The 22726-nt window shown below is 68.9% G+C and carries 20 protein-coding genes; 17 read left to right on the forward strand and 3 right to left on the reverse strand.

The annotated features are described in order from the left end of the window. From ACILR4_RS26015 to ACILR4_RS26050, 8 genes are all read left to right on the forward strand, one after another. A partial coding sequence (locus tag ACILR4_RS26015; protein WP_395703809.1) for a glutamate synthase-related protein occupies positions 1-3550 on the forward strand: 3550 nt, incomplete at its 5' end. A 29-nt stretch (positions 3551-3579) separates the two neighbouring features. Then, positions 3580-5046, forward strand: coding sequence for a glutamate synthase subunit beta (locus ACILR4_RS26020; protein ID WP_395703810.1), 1467 nt, complete (start codon positions 3580-3582; stop codon positions 5044-5046). Positions 5047-5265: 219 nt separating this feature from the next. Further along, positions 5266-6081: an ABC transporter ATP-binding protein gene (locus tag ACILR4_RS26025; protein WP_395703811.1), complete on the forward strand. Its 816-nt coding sequence runs from the start codon at positions 5266-5268 to the stop codon at positions 6079-6081. Then, positions 6078-6860, forward strand: coding sequence for a lipid asymmetry maintenance ABC transporter permease subunit MlaE (gene mlaE, locus ACILR4_RS26030; protein WP_395703812.1), 783 nt, complete (start codon positions 6078-6080; stop codon positions 6858-6860). The genes ACILR4_RS26025 and mlaE overlap by 4 nt, the downstream gene beginning before the upstream one ends. A gap of 27 nt (positions 6861-6887) precedes the next feature. Continuing rightward, a complete protein-coding gene (gene mlaD / locus ACILR4_RS26035) occupies positions 6888-7379 on the forward strand; it encodes an outer membrane lipid asymmetry maintenance protein MlaD (RefSeq protein WP_395703813.1) in 492 nt (163 codons plus the stop codon). Next, positions 7376-8191, forward strand: a complete 816-nt coding sequence (locus ACILR4_RS26040) for a VacJ family lipoprotein (RefSeq protein ID WP_395703814.1) — start codon at positions 7376-7378, stop codon at positions 8189-8191. Before mlaD ends, ACILR4_RS26040 begins: the two co-directional genes overlap by 4 nt. Positions 8192-8259: 68 nt before the next feature. After that, positions 8260-8880: a phospholipid-binding protein MlaC gene (locus ACILR4_RS26045; RefSeq protein ID WP_395703815.1), complete on the forward strand. Its 621-nt coding sequence runs from the start codon at positions 8260-8262 to the stop codon at positions 8878-8880. 2 nt (positions 8881-8882) lie between these two features. Next, a complete protein-coding gene (locus tag ACILR4_RS26050) occupies positions 8883-9149 on the forward strand; it encodes a lipid asymmetry maintenance protein MlaB (RefSeq protein WP_395703816.1) in 267 nt (88 codons plus the stop codon). A gap of 31 nt (positions 9150-9180) precedes the next feature. On the opposite strand, the gene ACILR4_RS26055 is transcribed toward ACILR4_RS26050, so the two are convergent. The 3 genes from ACILR4_RS26055 to ACILR4_RS26065 form a co-directional block, all read right to left on the reverse strand. Next, the gene (locus ACILR4_RS26055; RefSeq protein ID WP_395703827.1) at positions 9181-10047 is read right to left on the reverse strand and encodes a MurR/RpiR family transcriptional regulator; all 867 of its coding nucleotides are present in this window, start codon (positions 10045-10047) and stop codon (positions 9181-9183) included. Between the two features lie 15 nt (positions 10048-10062). Then, the gene (zwf, locus tag ACILR4_RS26060; protein ID WP_395703817.1) at positions 10063-11508 is read right to left on the reverse strand and encodes a glucose-6-phosphate dehydrogenase; all 1446 of its coding nucleotides are present in this window, start codon (positions 11506-11508) and stop codon (positions 10063-10065) included. Between the two features lie 61 nt (positions 11509-11569). Continuing rightward, a complete protein-coding gene (locus ACILR4_RS26065; protein ID WP_395703818.1) occupies positions 11570-12721 on the reverse strand; it encodes a hypothetical protein in 1152 nt (383 codons plus the stop codon). 85 nt (positions 12722-12806) lie between these two features. Between ACILR4_RS26065 and ACILR4_RS26070 the strand changes: the two genes are divergently transcribed. The 9 genes from ACILR4_RS26070 to ACILR4_RS26110 form a co-directional block, all read left to right on the forward strand. Then, on the forward strand, positions 12807-13844 hold the full coding sequence (locus ACILR4_RS26070; RefSeq protein ID WP_395703819.1) for an ABC transporter substrate-binding protein: 1038 nt from the start codon (positions 12807-12809) through the stop codon (positions 13842-13844). Position 13845: 1 nt separating this feature from the next. Next, the gene (locus ACILR4_RS26075; RefSeq protein WP_395703820.1) at positions 13846-16086 is read left to right on the forward strand and encodes an ABC transporter permease; all 2241 of its coding nucleotides are present in this window, start codon (positions 13846-13848) and stop codon (positions 16084-16086) included. A gap of 48 nt (positions 16087-16134) precedes the next feature. Next, positions 16135-17088, forward strand: a complete 954-nt coding sequence (gene tal, locus ACILR4_RS26080; RefSeq protein WP_395703828.1) for a transaldolase — start codon at positions 16135-16137, stop codon at positions 17086-17088. Further along, on the forward strand, positions 17085-18677 hold the full coding sequence (pgi, locus tag ACILR4_RS26085; protein WP_395703821.1) for a glucose-6-phosphate isomerase: 1593 nt from the start codon (positions 17085-17087) through the stop codon (positions 18675-18677). The genes tal and pgi overlap by 4 nt, the downstream gene beginning before the upstream one ends. Next, the gene (locus ACILR4_RS26090; protein ID WP_395703822.1) at positions 18674-19324 is read left to right on the forward strand and encodes an HAD family hydrolase; all 651 of its coding nucleotides are present in this window, start codon (positions 18674-18676) and stop codon (positions 19322-19324) included. The genes pgi and ACILR4_RS26090 overlap by 4 nt, the downstream gene beginning before the upstream one ends. A gap of 161 nt (positions 19325-19485) precedes the next feature. Continuing rightward, positions 19486-20322 carry an ABC transporter ATP-binding protein gene (locus ACILR4_RS26095; RefSeq protein ID WP_395703823.1) on the forward strand — a complete coding sequence of 279 codons (837 nt, stop codon included), beginning with the start codon at positions 19486-19488 and terminating at the stop codon, positions 20320-20322. Further along, positions 20312-21193 carry an ABC transporter permease gene (locus tag ACILR4_RS26100; RefSeq protein WP_395703824.1) on the forward strand — a complete coding sequence of 294 codons (882 nt, stop codon included), beginning with the start codon at positions 20312-20314 and terminating at the stop codon, positions 21191-21193. The genes ACILR4_RS26095 and ACILR4_RS26100 overlap by 11 nt, the downstream gene beginning before the upstream one ends. A gap of 2 nt (positions 21194-21195) precedes the next feature. Then, on the forward strand, positions 21196-22173 hold the full coding sequence (locus ACILR4_RS26105; RefSeq protein WP_395703825.1) for an ABC transporter permease: 978 nt from the start codon (positions 21196-21198) through the stop codon (positions 22171-22173). 42 nt (positions 22174-22215) lie between these two features. Continuing rightward, on the forward strand, positions 22216-22726 hold a 511-nt coding region (locus ACILR4_RS26110; RefSeq protein ID WP_395703826.1), incomplete at its 3' end, for an ABC transporter substrate-binding protein.

The raw sequence follows: 22726 nt of genomic DNA on the forward strand, positions 1-22726 counted from the left end.
ATCGGGCGTGCTGCCGATCCCCGAGAACAAGATCGTCAAGAAGTGGCGCCTGCAGCCGGGCAAAATGTTCCTGATCGACCTGGAGCAGGGCCGCATCGTCGACGACGAGGAACTGAAGAACCAGTTCGCGTTCGCCAAGCCCTACCGCCAGTGGATCGAGAACGTGCGCATCCGCCTCGACACGGTGGAAGTCAGCGGCGGCGCCGGCGAGTTCGCCGAATCGCTGCTCGACCGCCAGCAGGCCTTCGGCTACACGCAGGAAGACATCAAGTTCCTGCTCGCGCCCATGGCCACCGCCGGCGAAGAAGGCATCGGCTCGATGGGCAACGACTCGCCGCTGGCGGTGCTGTCGGACAAGAACAAGCCGCTGTTCAACTACTTCAAGCAGCTGTTCGCGCAGGTGACGAACCCGCCGATCGACCCGATCCGCGAGGCGATCGTGATGTCGCTGAACAGCTTCATCGGCCCGAAGCCGAACCTGCTGGACATCAACGCGGTGAACCCGCCGATGCGGCTGGAAGTGACGCAGCCGGTGCTCGACTTCGACGACATGGCGCGGCTGCGCGCGATCGAGAAGCACACCAACGGCAAGTTCAAGCCCTACGAGATCGACATCACCTACCCGCTGGCCTGGGGCCGCGAAGGCGTGGAGGCCAAGCTTGCGTCCTTGTGCGCCGAAAGCGTGGACGCGATCAAGAGCGGCCACAACATCCTGATCATCACCGACCGGCGCATGCGCCGCGACCAGGTGGCGATTCCCGCGCTGCTGGCGCTGTCGGCCATCCACCATCACCTGGTGCGCGAGGGCCTGCGCACGACGGCCGGCCTGGTGGTCGAGACTGCATCGGCGCGGGAAGTGCATCACTTCGCGGTGCTCGCCGGCTACGGGGCCGAGGCCGTGCACCCGTACCTGGCGATGGAAACGCTGGCTTCGCTGCATGCCGAACTGCCCGGCCAGCTCTCGGCCGAGAAGGCGATCTACAACTACGTCAAGGCCATCGGCAAGGGCCTGTCGAAGATCATGTCCAAGATGGGCGTGTCGACCTACATGTCCTACTGCGGCGCGCAGCTGTTCGAAGCCATCGGCCTGGAGAAGGACTTCGTGCAGAAGTATTTCCGCGGCACGGCCTCGCAGGTCGGCGGCATCGGTGTGTTCGAGGTGGCCGAGGAAGCGCTGCGCACGCACGTCGCGGCCTTCGGCGACGACCCGGTGCTGGCCTCGATGCTCGACGCCGGCGGCGAATACGCCTGGCGCACGCGCGGCGAAGAGCACATGTGGACGCCGGACGCCATCGCCAAGCTGCAGCACAGCGCGCGCTCGGGCAAGTTCGAGACCTACAAGGAATACGCGCAGATCATCAACGACCAGAGCAAGCGTCACATGACCTTGCGCGGCCTGTTCGAGTTCAAGGTCGACCCGAGCAAGGCGATCCCGGTCGAGGAGGTCGAGCCCGCGAGCGAGATCGTCAAACGCTTCGCCACCGGCGCGATGTCACTGGGCTCGATCAGCACCGAGGCGCATTCGACGCTGGCCATCGCGATGAACCGCATTGGCGGCAAGAGCAACACCGGCGAAGGTGGCGAGGATCCTGCGCGTTATCGCAATGAGTTGAAGGGCATCGCCATCACCGACGGCACGAAGGTGTCCGACGTGATCGGCAGCAAGGTGATCGAGGCCGACTACGTGATGAAGGCCGGCGACTCGCTGCGCTCGAAGATCAAGCAGGTGGCTTCCGGCCGCTTCGGCGTGACCACCGAATACCTGGTGTCGGCCGACCAGATCCAGATCAAGATGGCCCAGGGCGCGAAGCCGGGTGAGGGCGGCCAGCTGCCGGGCGGCAAGGTGTCCGAGTACATCGGCATGCTGCGCTACTCAGTGCCCGGCGTCGGCCTGATCAGCCCGCCGCCGCACCACGACATCTACTCGATCGAAGACCTGGCGCAACTGATCCACGACCTGAAGAACGCGAACCCGCGTGCCTCGGTCAGCGTCAAGCTGGTGTCCGAGGTGGGCGTGGGCACCATCGCCGCCGGCGTCACCAAGTGCAAGGCCGACCATGTGGTGATCGCCGGGCACGACGGCGGCACCGGCGCGTCGCCGTGGTCGTCGATCAAGCATGCCGGCACGCCCTGGGAGCTGGGCCTGGCCGAGACGCAGCAGACCCTGGTGCTCAACCGCCTGCGCAGCCGCGTGCGCGTGCAGGCCGACGGTCAGATGAAGACCGGCCGCGACGTGGTGATCGGCGCGCTGCTGGGTGCCGACGAGTTCGGCTTCGCGACCGCGCCGCTGGTGGTCGAGGGCTGCATCATGATGCGCAAGTGCCACCTGAACACCTGCCCGGTGGGCGTGGCCACGCAGGACCCGCTGCTGCGCAAGAAGTTCGCCGGCAAGCCCGAGCATGTCGTCAACTACTTCTTCTTCGTTGCCGAGGAAGCGCGCCAGATCATGGCGCAGCTGGGCATCCGCACGTTCGACGAACTGATCGGCCGCGCCGACCTGCTGGACACCAAGAAGGGCATCGCGCACTGGAAGGCCCGTGGCCTGGACTTCAGCCGCATCTTCCACCAGCCGCAGGTGGCCGCTGATGTGCCGCGTTACCACACCGAGAGCCAGGACCACGGCCTGGCCAAGGCGCTGGACGTCAAGCTGATCGAGCGCTGCAAGCCGGCGATCGAGCGCGGCGAGAAGGTGCAGTTCATGGAGGACGCGCGCAACCTGAACCGCTCGGTCGGCGCGATGCTCTCCGGCGAGCTGATCCGCCAGCGCCCCGAAGGCCTGCCCGACCACACCATCTTCATGCAGATGGAAGGCACCGGCGGCCAGAGCTTCGGTGCGTTCCTCGCCAACGGCATCACGCTGTACCTGATCGGTGATGCCAACGACTACGCCGGCAAGGGCCTCTCGGGCGGCCGCGTGGTGGTGCGGCCGAGCATCGACTTCCGCGGTGATGCGGTGAAGAACATCATCATCGGCAACACCGCTCTGTACGGCGCCACCTCGGGCGAGGCCTTCTTCCGCGGCGTGGCGGGCGAGCGCTTCGCGGTGCGCCTGTCGGGCGCCACCACGGTGGTGGAGGGCACCGGCGACCACGGCTGCGAATACATGACCGGCGGCACGGTGGTGGTGCTGGGCAAGACCGGGCGCAACTTCGCGGCCGGCATGTCCGGCGGCGTGGCCTATGTCTATGACGAGGACGGCCAGTTCGCCAAGCGCTGCAACCCGGCAATGGTGTCGCTGGAGAAGGTGCTGCCGCGCACCGAGCAGGAAGCCAGCATCGACCCGGCGCTGTGGCACAAGGACGAGGCCGACGAAACGCTGCTGAAGTCGCTGATCGAAAGCCACCACCGCTGGACCGGCTCTCTGCGGGCGCGCGAGATCCTGGACGACTGGGCCAATGCCCGTGGCCGCTTCGTCAAGGTGTTCCCGAACGAGTACAAGCGCGCGCTCGGCGAGATCAATGCGGCGAAGGCCAAGGACGAGACCATCGCGAAGGCCAAGGCTGTCAGCCCGTCGGACAAGAAGGGCACGAAGTCCGTGCCGGCCAAGTGACCTGAAGCAAGACAAGGAACGACGACATCATGGGAAAAGTCACTGGCTTCATGGAGTACGAGCGCCTGGAAGAGGGCTACGAGCCCGTGCCCCAGCGCGTCAAGAACTACAAGGAATTCGTCATCGGCCTGAATGCCGACCAGGCGAAGGTGCAGGGCGCGCGCTGCATGGACTGCGGCACACCGTTCTGCAATTCCGGCTGTCCGGTCAACAACATCATTCCGGACTTCAATGATCTGGTGTACCGCGGCGACTGGCGCAATGCCATCACCGTGCTGCACTCGACCAACAACTTCCCCGAGTTCACCGGCCGCGTCTGCCCGGCGCCTTGCGAAGCGGCCTGCACGCTGAACGTCAACGACGACCCGGTGGGCATCAAGTCGATCGAGCACGCCATCATCGACCGTGCCTGGGCCGAGGGCTGGGTGCAGCCGCAACCGGCGAAGCACAAGACCGGCAAGAAGGTGGCCGTGGTCGGTTCCGGCCCTGCAGGCCTGGCGGCCGCGCAGCAGCTCGCGCGCGCCGGCCACGAGGTGACGGTGTTCGAGAAGAACAGCCGCATCGGTGGCCTGCTGCGCTACGGCATTCCCGACTTCAAGATGGAGAAGTCGCACATCGATCGCCGCATCGAGCAGATGAAGGCCGAAGGTGTCACGTTCCGCTGCGGTGTGCTGGTGGGCCACCTGCCCGAGGGCAGCAAGGTCACCAACGATGCGAAGGAAATCGTCTCGGCCGCCGAGCTGAAGGCGCAGTTCGATGCTGTCGTGCTGACCGGCGGCTCGGAACAGAGCCGTGACCTGCCGGTGCCCGGGCGCGACCTCGACGGCGTCCACTTCGCGATGGAGTTCCTGCCGCAGCAGAACAAGGTGGTGGCCGGCGACAAGGTCAAGGGCCAGATCCGCGCCGACGGCAAGCATGTCATCGTGATCGGCGGCGGCGACACCGGCAGCGACTGCGTGGGCACCAGCAACCGCCATGGCGCGGCGAGCGTCACGCAGTTCGAGCTGATGCCGATGCCGCCGGAAGAAGAGAACCGCCCGCTGACCTGGCCGTACTGGCCCTACAAGCTGCGCACCAGCTCCAGCCATGAGGAAGGTTGCGAGCGCACGTTCGCGATTGCCACCAAGGAATTCATCGGCAGCAAGGGCAAGCTCACTGGCCTGAAGACCGTGCAGGTCGAATGGCAGGGCGGCAAGATGGTCGAAGTGCCGGGCACCGAGAAGGAATGGAAGGCCGACCTGGTGCTGCTGGCGATGGGCTTCGTGAACCCGGTGGCCACGGTGCTCGAGGCCTTCGGTGTCGACAAGGACGCACGCGGCAATGCCCGCGCCGCCACCGAGGGTGGGGCCAGCTACAGGACCAACGTCGACAAGGTGTTCGCCGCCGGCGACATGCGGCGCGGCCAGTCGCTGGTGGTGTGGGCCATCCGCGAAGGCCGCCAGGCCGCGCGCGCGGTCGACGAATACCTGATGGGCAGCAGCACGCTGCCTCGCTGACGCACGCCGGCCGCTGACCCTGGGGCCGCCGCGCGCGGCCCCTGCCGTTTGCGGGGCAGCAATCTGCGGCTACCAGGCCGATACAGAGCTTTGCCTGGATGTATCAGGACAACTCCGTACGGGAAAACGCGGCGTGCGAGAATGCCCCGGCACTGTGGCCGAGGCGCCAACCGTGCATGTCGCCAACCGCCAGGGCCCTCGGGCCCGCCCCCCCGACCCTTGAGCTCCGACGCCCTGATCGAGATCGACCACGTCACGTTCGGCTATGACGAACGGCGCACCATTCTCGAGAACCTGAGCCTGCGCTTCGCGCGCGGCAAGGTCACGGCGGTGCTGGGTGGCTCGGGCTGCGGCAAGACCACCTTGCTGCGGCTGATCGGTGGCGTGCATGCGGCGAACCAGGGCCGCGTGCTGTTCGATGGCGAGGTCATCGACACCCATGACAGCGCGCAGCTGTATCGCCTGCGTCGTCGGCTGGGCATGCTGTTCCAGTTCGGCGCGCTGTTCACCGACCTGACGGTGTTCGACAACGTCGCCTTTCCGCTGCGGGAGATGACCGACCTGCCCGAGCCGCTGATCCGCGACATCGTGCTGATGAAGTTGAACGCTGTCGGCCTGCGCGGCGCGGCGGCGCTGAAGATCAGCGAAGTCTCCGGCGGCATGGCACGCCGCATTGCCCTGGCGCGGGCGATCGCGCTCGATCCCGAGCTGATCATGTACGACGAGCCCTTCGCCGGGCTGGACCTGATCTCGATGGGCGTGGCCGCCAAACTGATCCGCACGCTCAACGACACGACGGGCGCCACCTCGCTGGTGATCTCGCACGACGTGCCCGAGTGCATGGCGATCAGCGACCACGTGGTGCTGCTGGCCACCGGCGGTCGCATCGTGGCCCAGGGCACGCCGGCCGAGCTGATGGCCTCCACCGATCCCGAAGTGCGCCAGTTCGTGCGCGGCGAACCCGACGGGCCGGTGAAATTCCATTACCCCGCGCGTGACCTGGCCGAAGACTTCGGCCTGCGGGGGGCGGCATGAATTGGGTGGCCGCGCTGGGCGCACGTGCGCTCGACGTGCTGCGCGGCTGGGGCCGTGCCGCGATGTTCTTTGCCGATCTGATGGTGGCGCTGCCGGCGTCGTTGCGCCGCTTCGGCCTGGTCGTCGCTCAGATCCATGCCATCGGCAACCGCTCGCTGGTGATCATCCTGGCCTCGGGCATGGCCGTCGGCTTCGTGCTGGCGCTGCAGCTGTACAACACGCTGATCACCTTCGGCGCGGCCGAGTCGCTGGGTCTGGTGGTCAACCTCTCGCTGGTGCGCGAGCTCGGGCCGGTGGTCACGGCGCTGCTGTTTGCGGGCCGTGCCGGGACCTCGCTGACGGCCGAGATCGGCCTGATGAAGGCGGGCGAGCAAATTGCCGCGCTGGAGTTGATGGCGATCGATCCGCGCCAGCGCACGCTGGCCCCGCGCTTCATTGCCGGCGTGATCTCGATGCCCCTGCTGGCCATCCTGTTTTCGGCGATCGGCATCCTCGGGGCCTGGCTGGTGGCGGTGGGGCTGATCGGCATCGACGCCGGCAACTTCTGGGCCATCCAGCAGAACGGTGTCGATGTCTGGCGCGACGTCGGCAACGGGGTCGTCAAGAGTTTCGTGTTCGGCATCATCTGCACGGCCGTTGCGCTGTACCAGGGCTACGAGACCGAAGCCACGCCCGAAGGCGTGGCCTACGCCACCACCCGCACGGTGGTGATTTCGTCGCTGGGCGTGCTGTGCATGGACTTCATCCTCACCGCGCTGATGTTTTCGACCGGGCGTTGAAGCCGGCGCGAAGGAAGCGAGCAAACCATGGCAAAGAGAAACATCGAAATCCTGGTCGGGCTGTTCGTGCTGCTGGGCATGGCGGCGCTGGTGTTCGTTGCGCTGAAGGCCGCCAACCTCACCAGCTTCAGCAACGGCGAGACCTATGCGCTGACGGCGCGCTTCGACAACATCGGCGGCCTCAAGCCGCGCGCGCCTGTGCGTTCAGCCGGCGTGGTGGTGGGCCGGGTCAAGTCGATCGCGCTCGACCCCAAGACCTTCCAGGGCGTGGTCACGCTGGACGTCCAGCGCAGCTACGCGTTCCCGAAAGACAGTTCGGCCAAGATCCTGACCGCCGGCCTGCTGGGCGACCAGTACATCGGCCTCGAGCCCGGGGGCGACGAGAAGAACCTGGTGGCCGGCGACACCATCAAGCAGACCCAGTCGGCGGTGGTGCTCGAGAACCTGATCAGCCAGTTCCTTTTCAGCAAGGCCGCCGATGCCGGCGCCGGCAACGCCGACCCGGGGGCCAAGAAGTGATCGCGCGCCGCTGGCTGGCCTTGCTGGCCCTGCTGCTCGGCCTGGCCGCGTTGCAGGGCTGCGCCTCGCTGCCGTGGCGCGCGCCGGCGCTGGAGAACACCGGGCCCACCACCGAGCGCGCGGATCCCTGGGAACGCTTCAACCGCCGCATCTTCGCGTTCAACGAGGCGATCGACGGCGCGATCATCAAGCCGCTGGCACTGGGCTACCGCGCCGTGGTGCCGGAGTGGCTGCGCACCGGCATCGACAACATGTTCGGCAACATCGGGGATGCCTGGTCGGCGGTCAACCTGGTGCTGCAGGCCAAGCCCCGTGCCGCGCTCGAGATGGGCATGCGCGTGGCCACCAACACCGTGTTCGGGGTGCTGGGCTTCGTGGACGTGGCCGACGAACTGGGCCTGGAGCGGCGCCAGGTCGAGGACTTCGGCCAGACCCTGGGCCGCTGGGGCATCAAGAGCGGGCCATATCTGGTGCTGCCGCTGCTCGGGCCCTCGACGCTGCGCGACGCGGCGGCGCTGACGGTTGACTTCAAGGCTTCGCCACCGAACCTGGCCTTCCGCGAGACGCGCGACCAGAACGCCGGCACCGGGCTGCAACTGCTGAACACGCGCGTCAAGCTGCTCAATGCCTCCCGGGTGCTCGACGACATCGCGCTGGACAAGTACATCCTGTTGCGCGACGCGTACCTGGCGCGCCGCCGCAGCCTGATCTACGACGGTAACCCACCTGACGAAGACGAGCCGGCGGCATCCACCGCAGGCACGCCGGTTGCCCCGGTGCCGGCAGCGGCGTCTGCGCCGGGCGGCGAGTGAACCGCCAGGCGGTCTGCCGCGTTGAGCCAGTCGCGGGCCGCCTGCGCCCGCCCAAGAAAGGAAACCTGATGTTGCGACGATCCTGGATACTTGCTGCCGGCCTGCTGTGCGCGTTGGGGCTGCCCGCGGCGCATGCGGAAGCCGTGGCGCCCGACGCCTTCGTGCGCACCCTTTCCAACGACGTGATCGACGCGGTGAAGGCCGACAAGGCCATCCAGGCGGGTGACGTGGGCCGCATCCGCGCGCTGGTCGATGCGAAGGTGATGCCGCATGTGAACTTCCAGCGCATGACCGCGATGTCGGTCGGTCCGCAGTGGCGCTCGGCCTCCCCGGAGCAGCAGAAGCGCATGCTGGAGGAGTTCAAGACGCTGATGGTCAACACCTACTCGGGTGCGCTGACGCAGGTGAAGGACCAGAGCGTGGCGGTGAAGCCGCTGCGCGGCGGCGCCGGCGATGGCGACCTCGTTGTGCGCACCGAGGTGCGCGGCAAGGGCGAGCCGATCCAGCTCGACTACCGGCTCGAGAAGGCCGGCGACGACTGGAAGATCTACGACGTGAATGTCGGCGGATTCTGGATCGTCGAGGCCTACAAGGGCCAGTTCGCGAAGGACCTCAGCACGGGCGGCCTCGATGCGCTGATCACCCGCCTGGCCGAAAAGAACAAGTCCACCGCGAGCCCGAAGAACTGAGCATGGCCACGATTGCGCTGCCGCCGACGCTGACGATGGGCGACGCCCGGGCCGCGCTGGCCCGGCTGCAGCAGGCCATTGCCGACGACCCCGCGCCGGTGCTGGACGGCAGCGCGCTGCAGACGCTGGACACGGCCGCGATCGCGGTGCTGCTGGACTGCCAGCGCAGCGCGGCCGCCGCCGGCAAGACGCTGCAGGTGGTCGGCCTGCCCGCCAAGCTGACGGCACTGGCCAGCCTGTATGGCGTGGACGCGCTGATCACGCGTTAGCGGTGCGGCCGGTGCCGTACCGGCCGCGCGTTCACTCGCCCTGCGCGTAGCGCTTCGCGCGCAGGTTGCGCTTGATCTCCTGCAGCATCGGCCGCAGTGCCGGGCCCAGGCGCAGGGCCACCCCGGTGGTCAGGATGTCGATGATCGTCAGGTGCAGCAGCCGGGACACCATCGGGCTGTAGCGGTCGAAGTCTTCCGGGTGATCCGCCGCCAGCAGCACCTGGTTGTTCACCTGCGCGAACTGGGCCAGCGGCGACGAGCTGGCGGTGATCACGATCACCGTCGCCCCCTTGCGGCGCGCCACGTCGGCCGCGTCCAGCAGGTCGCGGCTGCGGCCCGAATTGCTGATCACCACCGCGCAGTCGCCGGGGCCGAGCATCGTCGCGCTCATCAGCTGCACATGGCCGTCGCTGCTGGCGAAGGTGTTGACGCCGAGGCGGAAGAACTTGTGCTGCGCGTCCTGCGCCACGATGCCGGAGTTGCCGACGCCGTAGAACTCGATGCGGTGCTTGCCGGCGGCGGCCGCGGCCAGTGCGCCGATGGCGCGTTCCACCGCGTGCCCGGCGGCGGCATTGCGGTACTTCAGGAAGGCGGCGACCGCGTTGTCGATCACCTTGACGATCAGGTCGCCGGGCTTGTCGTCCTCGTCGACCGCGCGATGGATGAACGGCACGCCTTCGTTGACGGTGCCGGCCAGCTTGAGCTTGAAGTCGGTGAGTCCGTCGTAGCCGACGCTGCGGCAGAAGCGCACCACCGTGGGCTTGCTGACGTGGGCACGGTCGGCCAGTTCGCTCACCGGCAGCTCGGCAAAGCTGCGCGGGTCGGCCAGCAGCAGCTTGGCCACACGCTGCTCGGCCGGCGGCAGGGCCGGCAGGGAAGCTTTCACGCGCTCCAGCATCGACATCGGGATGGCCTACTGTTCTTCGTCCCAGGTGCAGCCGTCGCGCGCGACCATCGCGCTCGAAGCCGGCGGGCCCCAGGTGCCGGCAGCATAGGCCCGCGGGCCGTTGGGATCGGCGGCCCAGGTGTCGAGGATGGGCTCGACCCAGCGCCAGGCCTGCTCCTGCTCGTCGCTGCGCACGAACAGGTTCAGGCGGCCGGCAATGGCGTCCATCAGCAGGCGCTCGTAGGCGCCGACGCGCTCGGTCGTGAAGGCCTTGTCGAAGTCCAGGTCCAGCGACACCGGCGCCAGCATCTCGCCCTGGCCGCTGCCTTTGGCTGCCAGCAGGTGCAGCTCCAGGCCGTCTTCGGGCTGCAGGTTGATGACCAGCTTGTTGGCGCGCGCCGAGCCGGGGAAGATCGGGTGCGGCACCTGGCGGAAGTTCACGACGATCTGCGCCTGCCGTGCCGCCAGCCGCTTGCCGGTGCGCAGGTAGAAGGGCACGCCGGCCCAGCGCCAGTTCTGCACCTCGGTGCGCAGCGCCACGAAGGTTTCGGTCTGGCTGGCAGCCGGCACCTTGGCTTCCTGCAGGTAGCCCGGCACCGGCTGGCCGGCGATGGTGCCGGCGCGGTACTGGCCGCGCACCACGTCGCGCGCCACGCTCTCGGGCGTGAAGGGCTTCAGCGACTTCAGCACCTTGAGCTTCTCGTCGCGGATGGCGTCGGCATCGTTGGTCGACGGCGGCTCCATCGCGATCATCGTCAGCAGCTGCAGCGCATGGTTCTGGATCATGTCGCGCAGCGCGCCGGTCTGGTCGTAGAAGTCGCCGCGCGTCCCCACGCCCAGCGCCTCGGCCAGCGTGACCTGGATGTTGGCAATGCTCTCGCGCCGCCACAGCGGCTCGAACAGCGCATTGCCGAAGCGCAGGGCCATCAGGTTCTGCACCGAGGGCTTGCCCAGGTAGTGGTCGATGCGGAAGGCCTGCGTCTCGGTGAACACAGAGCGCACCACGCGGTTGATCTGCTGCGCGCTGGCCAGGTCGTGGCCCAGCGGCTTCTCCAGCACCACGCGCACCCGCGGGCCGTTGAGGCCGGCGGCGCCCAACTGCTCGCAGATCACCGGGAACAGGTAGGGCGCGGTGGCCAGGTACAGCACCACGGTGTCGGCGCCGCGCTGGTCGACCCAGTCCTTGAGCCCGGCGTAGTGCTCGGGCTTGGAGAGGTCCATGCGGCGGTAGTGCAGCAGGTCGGCGAAGCGCGCGAACTCCTCGCTGCTGGGCTGCTTGGCCGGTTCGACCTCGACGAAGCGTTCCTTGATGAAGGCGCGGTACTCGTCGTCGCTGCGCTCGTCGCGCGCGACGGCGAGGATCCGTCCGCCCGGCGGCAGCTTGCCGTGGCGGAAGGCCTGGAACAGCGCGGGCATCAGCTTGCGCCAGGTAAGGTCGCCGGTGCCGCCGAAGAAGACGAGGTCGAAGGACATGGGGTGCGTTGGTGGTGTAACTCGGTTACAGCCGCCATGATGCCGCAGTTTCTTCGGCGGGTCAACGCTGGAAGGCGCCGGGGCTCCAGTCGCGCGGCGCCTCGATCGGGCGCGTGCCGATCGGCAGCGTGAATTCGGCGCGCGGGTTCAGGTCGCTGCCGTCGATCGACCGCGGGTCGACGCCCTGGCCGCGCAGCAGCGCGCCGTCCAACAGGCCGTAAGCCAGTGCATCGATGTCCACCAGCATGCTGCGCAGCGCTGGGTAGTTGCCATCGAAACGGCCGGGGTTGCCGCTGCTCAGCACGCCGATGCCCAGCGTCAGGTTGTTGATCACGCGCACCGGCAGGCCCTTCGGTAGCCGGTCCTGCCACACGCGCAGGAACCAAGCGCCGCTGGCATCGCTGACCAGCGTGTTGTGCGCCATCGCCAGCGAACTGCCGGGCCAGGCATCGCCTTCGGCGCCGTAGGCCACCAGCACCGGGTTGGTGGTCCTGGCACTCTGGTGGATCACGTTGCCGATGATCTGCGCCGAGCCGCCATTGGGCAGGTCGATTTCGTAGGAGGCCTCGCCGTTCTTGCCATCGACGATCAGGTTGTAGGCAATGCGACTTTCGCGCGCGCGCGACTTGATCAGGTGCGCGCCGAAGCCGTCATGGAAGCGGCTGCCCGTGATGGCGAGCCGGGCGATGCGGCCGACGTACAGCAGGTGATGCAGCGCACCGCGCGTGCGCGGTGCGTGCGCGAACAGGCTGTCCTCGATCGTCAGCTCGGCATCGCCGACGTTGGCGGTGAGGATGCCGTTCTCGTTGTCGACGAAGGCACAGCGCCGCACCGTCAGTCGTCCCTGCTCGAAGCGCAAGCCGGCGCCGTTGCGGTCGGGCACGCGGGCGCCGCGGAACTCGATGTTCTCGATCGTGATGTCGCCGTTGCGGACGACCCAGATCGCCTTGCCCTCGGCGTCACGGCCGTCAGCGTCGAACACCGGGCGCTCGCCGATGCCGCGGATGAGCAGCCGATGCTGGTTCAGCACCGCCACATCGCCGCGATAGGTGCCGGGCAGCACGTCGATCGTGTCGCCATCGCGAGCCTGCCGGGCCGCTTGATGGAAGCTCAAACCCTGGCCCGGGGGGCCGACGGTCAGCGTTTCGGCCCGGCAGGCGCATGCCACCATCAGCGACAGCAATGCGCGGGCGCAGCGGCTCGAAGCTTTCATCGTCCCATTGTGGCTGTCACCGATGGCGCACCTGCCGAGGGCCTGGCTAGGATGCTTCATGACGAGAACGGACGGAGACATCTCGATGACGCGATTCCGCTTGCGGCCCGCCCTGGCGGCACTGGCCGCCACCCTGCTGCTGGCACCGGCCGCCCGGGCCCAGGACGCCGGCCAGCTCAACGTGATCTGCTCGGTGCAGGCCGAGTGGTGCAACATGATCCAGACGGTGTTCGCCCGGACCACCGGCGTGAAGATCAACCTGTCGCTGAAGGGCTCGGGCGAAGCGCTGGCTCAGCTGATTGCCGAGCGGGCGAACCCGAAGACCGATGTCTGGTTCGGCGGCACTGGCGACCCGCACCTGCAGGCGGCCGAGCAGGGCCTGTCGCTCGAATACAAGTCGCCGGCGCTGCCGCAGCTGCATGCCTGGGCGCAGCAGCAGGCGTCGCAGTCGGGCTACCGCACGGTGGGCAACTATTCGGGTCCGCTGGGCTTTGGCTACAACACCGAGCTGATCGCGAAGAAGAAGCTGCCGGTGCCGCGCAGCTGGGCCGACCTGCTGAACCCCGCGTACAAGGGCGAGATCCAGGTGGCCAACCCGGCTTCCAGCGGCACGGCGTACACGATGGTGGCCACGCTGGTGCAGCTGATGGGCGAGGAGAAGGCCTTCGACTACATGAAGGCGCTGCACAAGAACATCGCCCAGTACACGCGCTCGGGCACCGGGCCGATCAAGGCGGTGGCGCGCGGCGAGAGCACGGTGTCGATCAGCTTCGTGCACGACGGCCCCGGTGAGGCGATGCAGGGCTTCCCGGTGGCCACCGTCACGCCCAGCGAGGGCACCGGCGCCGAGATCGGCTCGATGTCGATCATCAAGGGCGCGCGCAACCTCGAGAACGCGAAGAAGTTCTACGAATGGGCGCTGACGCCGCAGGCCCAGCAGTTCGGCGCCGCGGCCAAGCAGTTCCAGCTGCCGTCGAACAAGGCCACGCCGGTCGACCCGCGGGTGCCGAACTTCAAGCAGATCAGGTTCATCAACTACGACTACGCGAAGTACGGCGCCTCGACCGAGCGCAAGCGCCTGATCGCGCGCTGGGAGAAGGACGTCAACTCGCTGCCGCGCTAGCGTGCAAGAACAGCGGCCAACACCTGGCGCCAGAGTCGGCACCACCACCGGTGCCCTGCGCGCCTGGGTGCTGCTGGGCGCGCTGGCCTTCGTCGGGCTGCCCTGGTACCTGCCGCAGGACCAGGGCCTGCTGGCCGCCACGGCGGCCGCCTGGGGCGGAGCGGACACCGCCAGCGGCCTGGTGCAGCTGCTGGTGCACCGCCGGCCCTGGCTGGCGCTGGGTGCCGCCGGGCTGCTGCTGGCGGCCCTGGCCAGCACCCTGCCCCCGGGCCGCACGCAGGGCCGCTGGCTGCTGGGTGCCGGCGGCGGTGCCGTGATCGGCTTGCTGGCCGCGGGCTTCGCGATCGGCGCCAGCGGCTGGGCCTTCGATGGCCTGGCGGCCCTCTTCGGACCGCTGGCCACCGGCCAGCCGGGCATCGGCATCGGCGGCGCACTGGTGCTGCTGAGCCTGTTGATGCTGGCCGGTGCCGGCCTGGCGCGCTGCGGCGCGTTCCGCGGCGACGTGTTCGTCGCCTCGTCGGTGCTGCTGTGCAGTGCGCTGCTGCTGCTGTTCGTCGGCCTGCCGGTGGCCAAGGCGCTGGTCGGCGCGCTGCAGGACGAAGTGGGGGCCTGGTCCGCGTCCGCGCTGGTCGAGCGGCTGGGGGCCGAGCGCGTCTGGGGCCTGCAATGCCTGGCCGGTGGCACGCGCTGCGGCGTGGCCTGGAACACGCTGTTCCTGGCGCTGCTCACCGGCGTGGGCACCACCGTGCTGGGCAGCCTGATCGCGCTGTGGGCCGAGCGCGGCCGCACGCGGCTGGCGCCGGTGCTGAACGGGCTGGCGCTGCTGCCGATCATCATGCCGCCCTTCGTCGTCGGCCTCGGGCTGATCCTGCTGTTCGGCCGCGCCGGGTTGGTGAACCAGGCGCTGGAGGCGGCCTTCGGCATCACGCCCTCGCGCTGGTTCTATGGCCTGTTCGGCATCTGGCTGGCGCAGCTGTTCGCGTTCACCCCGATCGCCTTCTTGATCCTGCGTGGCGTGGTGCAGGGCATCGCGCCTTCGCTGGAAGAGGCCGCGCAGACCTTGCGTGCCAGCGGCTGGCACACCTTCCGCAGCGTGACATTGCCGCTGATGAAGCCGGGCCTGGCCAATGCCTTCCTGGTCGGTTTCATCGAGAGCATGGCCGACTTCGGCAATCCGGTGATCGTCGGCGGCTCGTACAACGTGCTGTCCACCGACATCTTCTTTGCCATCGTCGGCGCGCAGTTCGACCAGGGCCGTGCCGCGTCGCTGGCGCTGGTGCTCAGCGGCTTCGCGCTGTCTGCCTTCCTGCTGCAGCAGCGCGTGCTGGGCCGCGCGCGCTACACCACGGTCACCGGCAAGGGCGACGCCGGCGTCGCGCTGGCCTTGCCGCCGCGCCTGAAGCGCTGGTGCATCGGCCTCGCCGGGCCCTGGCTGCTGTTCACGCTGGTGGTCTACCTGTTCGCGCTGATCGGCGGCTTCGTCAAGACCTGGGGCCGCGACTACACGCCGACGCTGGCGCACTTCCGCACCGCCTTCGACCTGCAGTGGGGCACCCATGGCCTGGTGTGGGCCGGCACGGCGTGGAACTCGCTGTTCACCACCGTGAAGCTCGCGGCGCTGGCGGCGCCGCTGTGCGCCGCGCTGGGGTTGCTGATCGCCTGGCTGCTGGCCCGCAACCGCTTTGCCGGCCAGCGGGCCTTCGAATTCGCCGCGCTGCTCGCCTTCGCGATTCCCGGCACGGTGCTGGGCGTGAGCTACATCCTGGCCTTCAACGTGCCGCCCTTCGAGCTGACGGGCACCGGGCTGATCATCGTGCTGTGCTTCGTGTTCCGCAACCTGCCGGTGGGCGTGCGCGCCGGGGCGGCGGCGTTCCAGCAGCTCGACCCTTCGCTGGACGAGGCCTCGACGATGCTGCGCGCCGGCACCGCGGCTACCTTGCGCCATGTGGTGCTGCCGCTGCTCAAGCCCGCGCTGGTGGCCGCGCTGGTCTACAGCTTCGTGCGCAGCATGACCACCGTGTCGGCGGTGATCTTCCTGGTGACGGCCGAGAACGAGCTGGCCACCACCTACATCATCGGCCGCGTCGGCAATGGCGACTACGGCCTGGCACTGGCCTACTGCACCGCGCTGATCGTGCTGATGTCGGTGGTCACCGCGCTGATCCAGCGCCTGGTGGGGCAGCGCCGCCTCGGGCGCCGCCGTAACGCCGAGGAAACCCGCTCGCCGGCAATCGCGGTCTAATTCGGGCGGCGCCGGCCCCGGCGCTGCAGCCCGATGGACCCCTCCGCGATGAACCAGCTCGATCAACTCAAGGCCTTCACCACCGTGGTGGCCGACACCGGCAACTTCAAGCAGCTGGCGCAGTTCGCGCCGCGCGATGCGACCACCAACCCGTCGCTGATCCTGAAGGCGGTGCAGCAGCCCGACTACGCGCCCTTGCTGGCCGAGACGGTGGCCGCGCACCGCGGCGAAGCGCTCGACGCCATCGTCGACGAGGTGCTGGTGCGCTTCGGCCTGGAGATCCTGAAGGTCGTGCCCGGCCGCGTGTCGACCGAGGTCGATGCCCGGCTGTCCTTCGACACCGCGGCCACCATCGCCCGCGCGCACCGCCTGATCGGCCTGTACGAGCGCGCCGGCATCGGCCGCGAGCGCGTGCTGATCAAGGTCGCCGCCACCTGGGAAGGCATCCAGGCCGCCGCGGCACTCGAACGCGAAGGCATCCGCTGCAACCTGACGCTGCTGTTCGCGTTCTGCCAGGCGGTGGCCTGCGGTGATGCCGGCGTGCAGCTCATTTCGCCCTTCGTCGGCCGCATCTACGACTGGTACAAGAAGCAGGCCGGCGCGGCCTGGGACGAAGCCGCACGCGCCGGCGCCAACGATCCCGGCGTGGAGTCGGTCGAGCGCATCTACCAGCACTACAAGCATTTCGGCATCCGGACCGAGGTGATGGGCGCGAGCTTCCGCAACGTCGGCCAGATCACCGCGCTGGCCGGTTGCGACCTGCTGACCATCAGCCCCGAGCTGCTGAGCACTTTGCAGGCCAGCGAGGCACCGCTGCAGCGCCGGCTCGACCCCGCCGCAGCCCGTGCCGCCGCGCTGCCGGAAGTGCATTACGACGAGGCCGCGTTCCGCTTCGCGCTGAACGAGGACGCGATGGCCACCGAGAAGCTGGCCGAGGGCATTCGCGCGTTTGCCGCCGATGCGGCCAAGCTCGACGCGATGATCCGGACGCTGCAGTCATGATCCGCTGCGACACCACGGTGGCCTGGGCCGCGCTGCGCGGCCACTTCGAGGCCCATGGCCGCGACTTCGACCTGCGCGAGGCCTTCGGCCGCGAGACCGACCGCTTCGAGGCCTTCTCGCTGCAGGCGCCCGAGGTCTTCGCCGACCTGTCGAAGAACCGCTGGGACCGCGTGACGCGGCAGCTGCTGGTCGAGCTGGCGCAGGAATGCGGGCTCGAGGCGCGGCGCGACGCGATGTTCGCCGGCGAGCCGATCAACAGCACCGAGGGCCGCGCCGTGCTGCACACCGCGCTGCGCGCGCCGCGTGGCCAGGGGCCCTTCAGCGACGACGTGCACGCGGTGCTCGACGCGATGCTGGCCTTTGCCGAGCGCGTGCGCGACACCTCGGCCAGCGGCATCACCGACGTCGTGAACATCGGCATCGGCGGCTCCGACCTGGGCCCGCAGATGGTGGTGCCGGCGCTCGATGCCTGGTGCCACCGCGGCATCCGCAGCCACTTCGTCAGCAATGTCGATGGCCACGACATCACGCCGGTACTGCGCGGGCTCGATGCGCAGCGCACGCTGTTCATCATCGCCAGCAAGACCTTCACGACGCAGGAGACGATGGCCAATGCGGCGGTCGCGCGGCAGTGGTTCCTCGATCAAGGGGGCAGCGACATCGCGCGCCACTTCGTCGGCGCCACGACGAACCTGAAGGCGGCGGCCGCGTTCGGCATCAGCACCACCTTCGGTTTCTGGGACTGGGTGGGCGGACGCTACTCGCTGTGGAGCGCGATCGGCCTGCCCATCGCCATCGCGATCGGGGCCGACAATTTCCGTGCGCTGCTCGACGGCGCGCATGCGATGGACCGGCACTTCGCCGGCGCGCCGCTGCTGACCAACCTGCCGGTGCAGCTGGGCCTGCTGGATGTCTGGTACCGCAACTTCCATCGCTTCACCAGCCGGTCGGTCGCGCCCTACCACCAGGGCCTGAAGCGCCTGCCGGCGTACCTGCAGCAGCTGGAAATGGAATCGAACGGCAAGTGTGTGGACCTCGACGGCCAGCCGCTGCCCAACGGTTCCAGCCCGGTGGTCTGGGGCGAGCCGGGCACCAATGGCCAGCATGCCTACTTCCAGATGCTGCACCAGGGCACGGATGTCGTGCCGGTGGAGTTCATCGCGGTGAAGCGGCCGACCCACGAACACGCCGATCTGCACCGCAAGGCGCTGGCCAACTGCCTGGCACAGAGCCAGGCCCTGATGCTGGGCAAGACGACCGAGGCCGCGCAGCGCGAGAAGGCGCCCACCGCGTCGCCGACGCTGGACCCGCTGACCTTGGCGCGCCACCGCAGCTTCCCGGGCAACCGGCCCAGCACCACCTTGCTGCTGGATCAGCTGACGCCGCGGGCGCTGGGCGCGCTGATCGCGCTGTACGAGCACCGCGTGTTCACCAGCGGCGCGATCTGGGGCCTCAACAGCTTCGACCAATGGGGCGTCGAGCTCGGCAAGGCCTTGTGCAACGACCTGCTGCCGCGGCTGGCCAGCGGCGACACCGCCGGGCTCGACGGCTCCACCGCCGGGCTGCTGCAACGCCTGACCGCCGCATGAGCACATCGACCCCCAAGCGCATCGTCTTCGACTTCGGCGGCGTGGTGTTCCGCTGGCGCCCGGCCGTGCTGATCCGCCAGGTCTGGCCGCACCATGCGCCCGACCAGGACCGCGCCGAGCACTGGGTGCAGCAGGTGTTCCAGGGCTACACCGGCGACTGGGGCGAGTTCGACCGCGGCACGGTCGATGCGCCCGAATTGGCGCGGCGCATTGCGGCGCGCACCGGCCTCACCGAGACCGAGCTGCACCAGCTGATCGAGGCTGCCCCTGCCGAGCTGGCACCGATCCCCGCGTCGGTGGACCTGCTCGAACGCCTGCATGCCCGCGGTGCGACGCTGCACTACCTGTCGAACATGCCGGCGCCTTTTGCCGCGCACCTGAGCCGCAGCCACGGCTTCATGCAGCGCTTCCGCAGTGGCGTGTATTCGAGCCGTGTGCAGCTGATCAAGCCCGACCCGGCGATCTTCGCCCACGCGGCTGCGCACTTCGGGGCCGAGCCGGACGAGCTGGTGTTCCTCGACGACCACCCGCCCAACATCGCCGCGGCCCGTGCCGCCGGCTGGCAGGGCATCCACTTCCAGGATGCGGCGCAGGCCGAGCGCGAGATCCGCGCGGCAGGCTGGTGGCCGCAGCCCGGCACCGCCTGATCGGTGGCGGTGCGTCGCGAACCCGTCGACGCACCGTATGGGGGTAGATCCGGAGGCGCCGCGGCCGTGCAGGATGGCACGGATCTGGCTTCGTCGGCGACAATGAACCTGACCGTTTGGTCAGATCACAGACGCCGCCCAAGCGCCCGCTGCCCTTGTCGATGAATGCTCCAGAAAGGCTGTCCGGCCTGTCTCCTTCAGCCACGCCCGCTGCGCGCGAGGTGGCCGTTTCGGTGCGGCGCACCAGCGTGGTCTATCCCGCGGCCGATGCGCCGGTGCGCGCACTGCACGAGGTCGACCTCGAGATCGGCCAGGGCGAGTTCATCTCGCTGATCGGGCCTTCGGGCTGCGGCAAGACCACGCTGTTGCGGGTGATCGCCGACCTCGAACCCATCACCGCCGGCGAGGTGCGGGTCAACGGCATGACGCCGCGTGAAGCACGGCTGGCGCGGGCCTATGGCTATGTGTTCCAGGCGCCGGCGCTGTTCCCGTGGCGCACCGTGCTGGCCAACGTGATGCTGCCCCTGCAGATCCAGGGCCGCAGCAAGGCCCAGTGCGAGGCGGTGGCGCGCGAGCAGCTGGCGCGCGTGGGCCTCACGGGCTTCGAGCGCAAGTACCCGTGGCAGTTGTCCGGCGGCATGCAGCAGCGCGTGTCGATCGCGCGCGCGCTGGGCTTCGAACCGAAGCTGCTGATGATGGACGAGCCCTTCGGCGCGCTCGACGAGATCACCCGCGACCGGCTCAACGAGCAGCTGCAGCAGCTGTGGCAGCGCGAGCGCCGCACGGTGGTGTTCGTCACGCACTCGATCGCCGAGGCCGTGTACCTGTCGACGCGCATCGTCGTGATGTCGCCGCGGCCCGGCCGCATCCTGAAGGTCATCGACTCGACCTTGCCGGACGAGCGCCACCTCGGCCTGCGCGACACGCCCGAGTTCATGGCCCTCGCCCACGAAGTCCGCGAGGGTCTCGCCGAAGGCCATGGCGCCGATGAAGAGTAGCCTGCTCGCCCAACGCGCAATGCCGGTGGCCACCATGCTGGCCGCAGTGCTGCTGCTGTGGTACGTCGGCAGCGTCGGGCTGAATGCGGCCGGTGCGATCGAGCGCGTGCTCGCGCCCAAGGGGCCGTACAGCACGCTGGACCTGATTGCCACCACGCTGGAGATGCAGCGCCCGGTGCTGCCCGCGCCGCACCAGGTGGCGCTGGAGCTGTGGCACAGCCTGCTCGACTGGCCGCTCGATTCGCCGCGCAACCTGCTGTACCACGTCGCCGTCACCGCGCAGTCGACGCTGGTCGGCTTTGTGCTCGGCACCCTGCTCGGCGTGGCGCTGGCCGCGGCCATCGTCCATTCCCGCACGCTCGACCGTGCGCTGCTGCCGTGGATCGTCGCGTCGCAGACCGTGCCGGTGCTGGCCATCGCGCCGATCGTGCTGGTCATCCTCGGCAGCCTGGGCTTCAGCGGCGTGGCGCCGAAGGCCACGATCGCGATGTATCTGTGCTTCTTCCCGGTGACGGTGGCGATGGTGCAGGGCTTGCGCTCGCCGCAGCGCATCGAGACCGAGCTGATGCACACCTATGCCGCTTCGCGCCTGCAGTCGTTCTGGCTGCTGCGCGTGCCGGCGGCGCTGCCCTACCTGTTCCCCTCGCTGCGCGTGGCCATCGCCGCCGGCCTGGTCGGCGCCATGGTGGCCGAGCTGCCCACCGGTGCGCAGGCCGGCCTGGGCGCGCGGCTGCTCACCGGCTCGTACTACGGCAACACGGTGGCGATCTGGGCCGCGCTGGTGATGTCGGCCTTGCTGGGGCTGCTGCTGACCGTCGCGGTCGGTGGTGTCGAGAAACTGGCGCTGCGCTCGCGGCGCGCGGCGGGCTGAGCATGACGGAAGCGACGACACCCGTGTCCGCGGCCGCGCTGCGCAGTGCGCTGGCCTGGCTCGCTGCGGCGCTGGTCGCGGCGCTCGTGCTGTGGCGGCTGGTCCCCGAAGCGGCGCCCGAGAGCGGCGTGCCCTGGCCCTTCTCCGCCGGCCTGCTGCTGATCCTGGCACTCGCCGCGCGCAGCGTGCAGCGGACCGCAGCCCTCGACGGCCCGCGCTGGCTGGGCAGCGCCACCGCCGCGCTGTTCGGGCTGTGGGTGGTGTACTTCTGGCAGGTGTCGGTGCTGCTGTACGACGTGCCGCGCGTGCTGCTGCCGGCCCCCTCGTTCATCCTGCAGTCGCTGCTCGAGCGCTGGGAGGTGCTGGCCGGCGACTTCGTGCAGACCGTGCTGAAGGCCGTGGTGGTGGGCTGGCTGCTGGGCTGCGGCCTGGGCTTTGGCGTCGGCGTGGCGATCGACCGGGCGCCCTTCCTGCAGCGCGGGCTGCTGCCGCTGGCTTCGCTGACCAGCACCGTGCCGCTGGTCGCGGTGGCGCCGATCGCGGTGATGTGGTTCGGCTTCGAATGGCCGAGCAAGGCGGCCGTCGTCGTGCTGATGACCTTCTTCCCGATGCTGGTGTCCACGCTGGCCGGGCTGCAGGCCGCCGGCAAGCTCGAGCGCGAACTGATGCAGACCTATGCCGCGAGCTACGGCCGCACGCTGCTCGACCTGCGCCTGCCCACCGCGATGCCCTTCCTCTTCAGCGCGCTGAAGGTCAATGCCACGCTGGCGCTGATCGGCGCGATCGTCGCCGAGTTCTTCGGCTCGCCGACCCAGGGCCTGGGCTTTCGCATCAGCACCGAAGCGGCGCGCATGAACATGGCGCTGGTGTGGTCGGCCATCGTGGTGGCGGCGGTCACCGGCTCGGTCGCCTATGCATTGCTGGTTCAGCTGGAACGCCGCGTCGCGTTCTGGCATCCCTCGGTCCGCTCGGCGCGCTAGCGCGGCATGATGCGGCCTCCATTTCAACAGGAGCAGGCTTTGATGAAGACCCAGAAACGCTCGATTCGCTTCGCGCTGGCGGCGCTGGCCGTGTTCGCTGCCTTCGGTGCCCAGGCGGCCGACAAGGTGACGGTGCAGATGAAGTGGGTACCGCAGGCGCAGTTCGCCGGCTACTACGTGGCCGCCGCCAAGGGCTACTACAAGGCCGCCGACCTGGACGTCACCATCAAGCCGGGCGGCCCGGATGTCTCGCCGGTGCAGGTGATCGCCGGCAACCAGGCCGACGTCATCGTCAACTGGATGCCCGACGCGCTGGCCGCGCGCGAGGCGGGCGTGCCGCTGGTCAACATCGCGCAGATCTTCGACAAGTCCGGCCTGATGCTCACCTGCAAGAAGGCCAGCGGCGTCTCGAGCCCGAAGGACTTCAAGGGCAAGACGCTGGGCGTCTGGTTCGGCGGCAACGAGTACCCGTTCCTGAACTGGATGGGCAAGCTCGGGCTCAAGCCCGACGTGGACGTCAAGGTGCTGAAGCAGGGCTTCAATGTCGACCCGC

The sequence above is a fragment of the Aquabacterium sp. genome (assembly GCF_044226965.1).
In the GTDB taxonomy this organism is placed as follows: domain Bacteria; phylum Pseudomonadota; class Gammaproteobacteria; order Burkholderiales; family Burkholderiaceae_C; genus Pseudaquabacterium.

Excerpts from the sequence above, each read along its gene's own strand:
- ACILR4_RS26105 (WP_395703825.1), top strand. The coding sequence starts at position 21,196 with ATGACGGAAGCGACGACACCCGTGTCCGCGGCCGCGCTGCGCAGTGCG.
- ACILR4_RS26090 (WP_395703822.1), top strand. The coding sequence starts at position 18,674 with ATGAGCACATCGACCCCCAAGCGCATCGTCTTCGACTTCGGCGGCGTG.
- ACILR4_RS26045 (WP_395703815.1), top strand. The coding sequence starts at position 8,260 with ATGTTGCGACGATCCTGGATACTTGCTGCCGGCCTGCTGTGCGCGTTG.
- mlaE (WP_395703812.1), top strand. The coding sequence starts at position 6,078 with ATGAATTGGGTGGCCGCGCTGGGCGCACGTGCGCTCGACGTGCTGCGC.
- ACILR4_RS26100 (WP_395703824.1), top strand. The coding sequence starts at position 20,312 with ATGAAGAGTAGCCTGCTCGCCCAACGCGCAATGCCGGTGGCCACCATG.
- mlaD (WP_395703813.1), top strand. The coding sequence starts at position 6,888 with ATGGCAAAGAGAAACATCGAAATCCTGGTCGGGCTGTTCGTGCTGCTG.
- ACILR4_RS26020 (WP_395703810.1), top strand. The coding sequence starts at position 3,580 with ATGGGAAAAGTCACTGGCTTCATGGAGTACGAGCGCCTGGAAGAGGGC.
- ACILR4_RS26095 (WP_395703823.1), top strand. The coding sequence starts at position 19,486 with ATGAATGCTCCAGAAAGGCTGTCCGGCCTGTCTCCTTCAGCCACGCCC.
- pgi (WP_395703821.1), top strand. The coding sequence starts at position 17,085 with ATGATCCGCTGCGACACCACGGTGGCCTGGGCCGCGCTGCGCGGCCAC.
- zwf (WP_395703817.1), bottom strand. The coding sequence starts at position 11,508 with ATGTCCTTCGACCTCGTCTTCTTCGGCGGCACCGGCGACCTTACCTGG.
- ACILR4_RS26050 (WP_395703816.1), top strand. The coding sequence starts at position 8,883 with ATGGCCACGATTGCGCTGCCGCCGACGCTGACGATGGGCGACGCCCGG.
- tal (WP_395703828.1), top strand. The coding sequence starts at position 16,135 with ATGAACCAGCTCGATCAACTCAAGGCCTTCACCACCGTGGTGGCCGAC.
- ACILR4_RS26055 (WP_395703827.1), bottom strand. The coding sequence starts at position 10,047 with ATGCTGGAGCGCGTGAAAGCTTCCCTGCCGGCCCTGCCGCCGGCCGAG.
- ACILR4_RS26065 (WP_395703818.1), bottom strand. The coding sequence starts at position 12,721 with ATGAAAGCTTCGAGCCGCTGCGCCCGCGCATTGCTGTCGCTGATGGTG.
- ACILR4_RS26070 (WP_395703819.1), top strand. The coding sequence starts at position 12,807 with ATGACGCGATTCCGCTTGCGGCCCGCCCTGGCGGCACTGGCCGCCACC.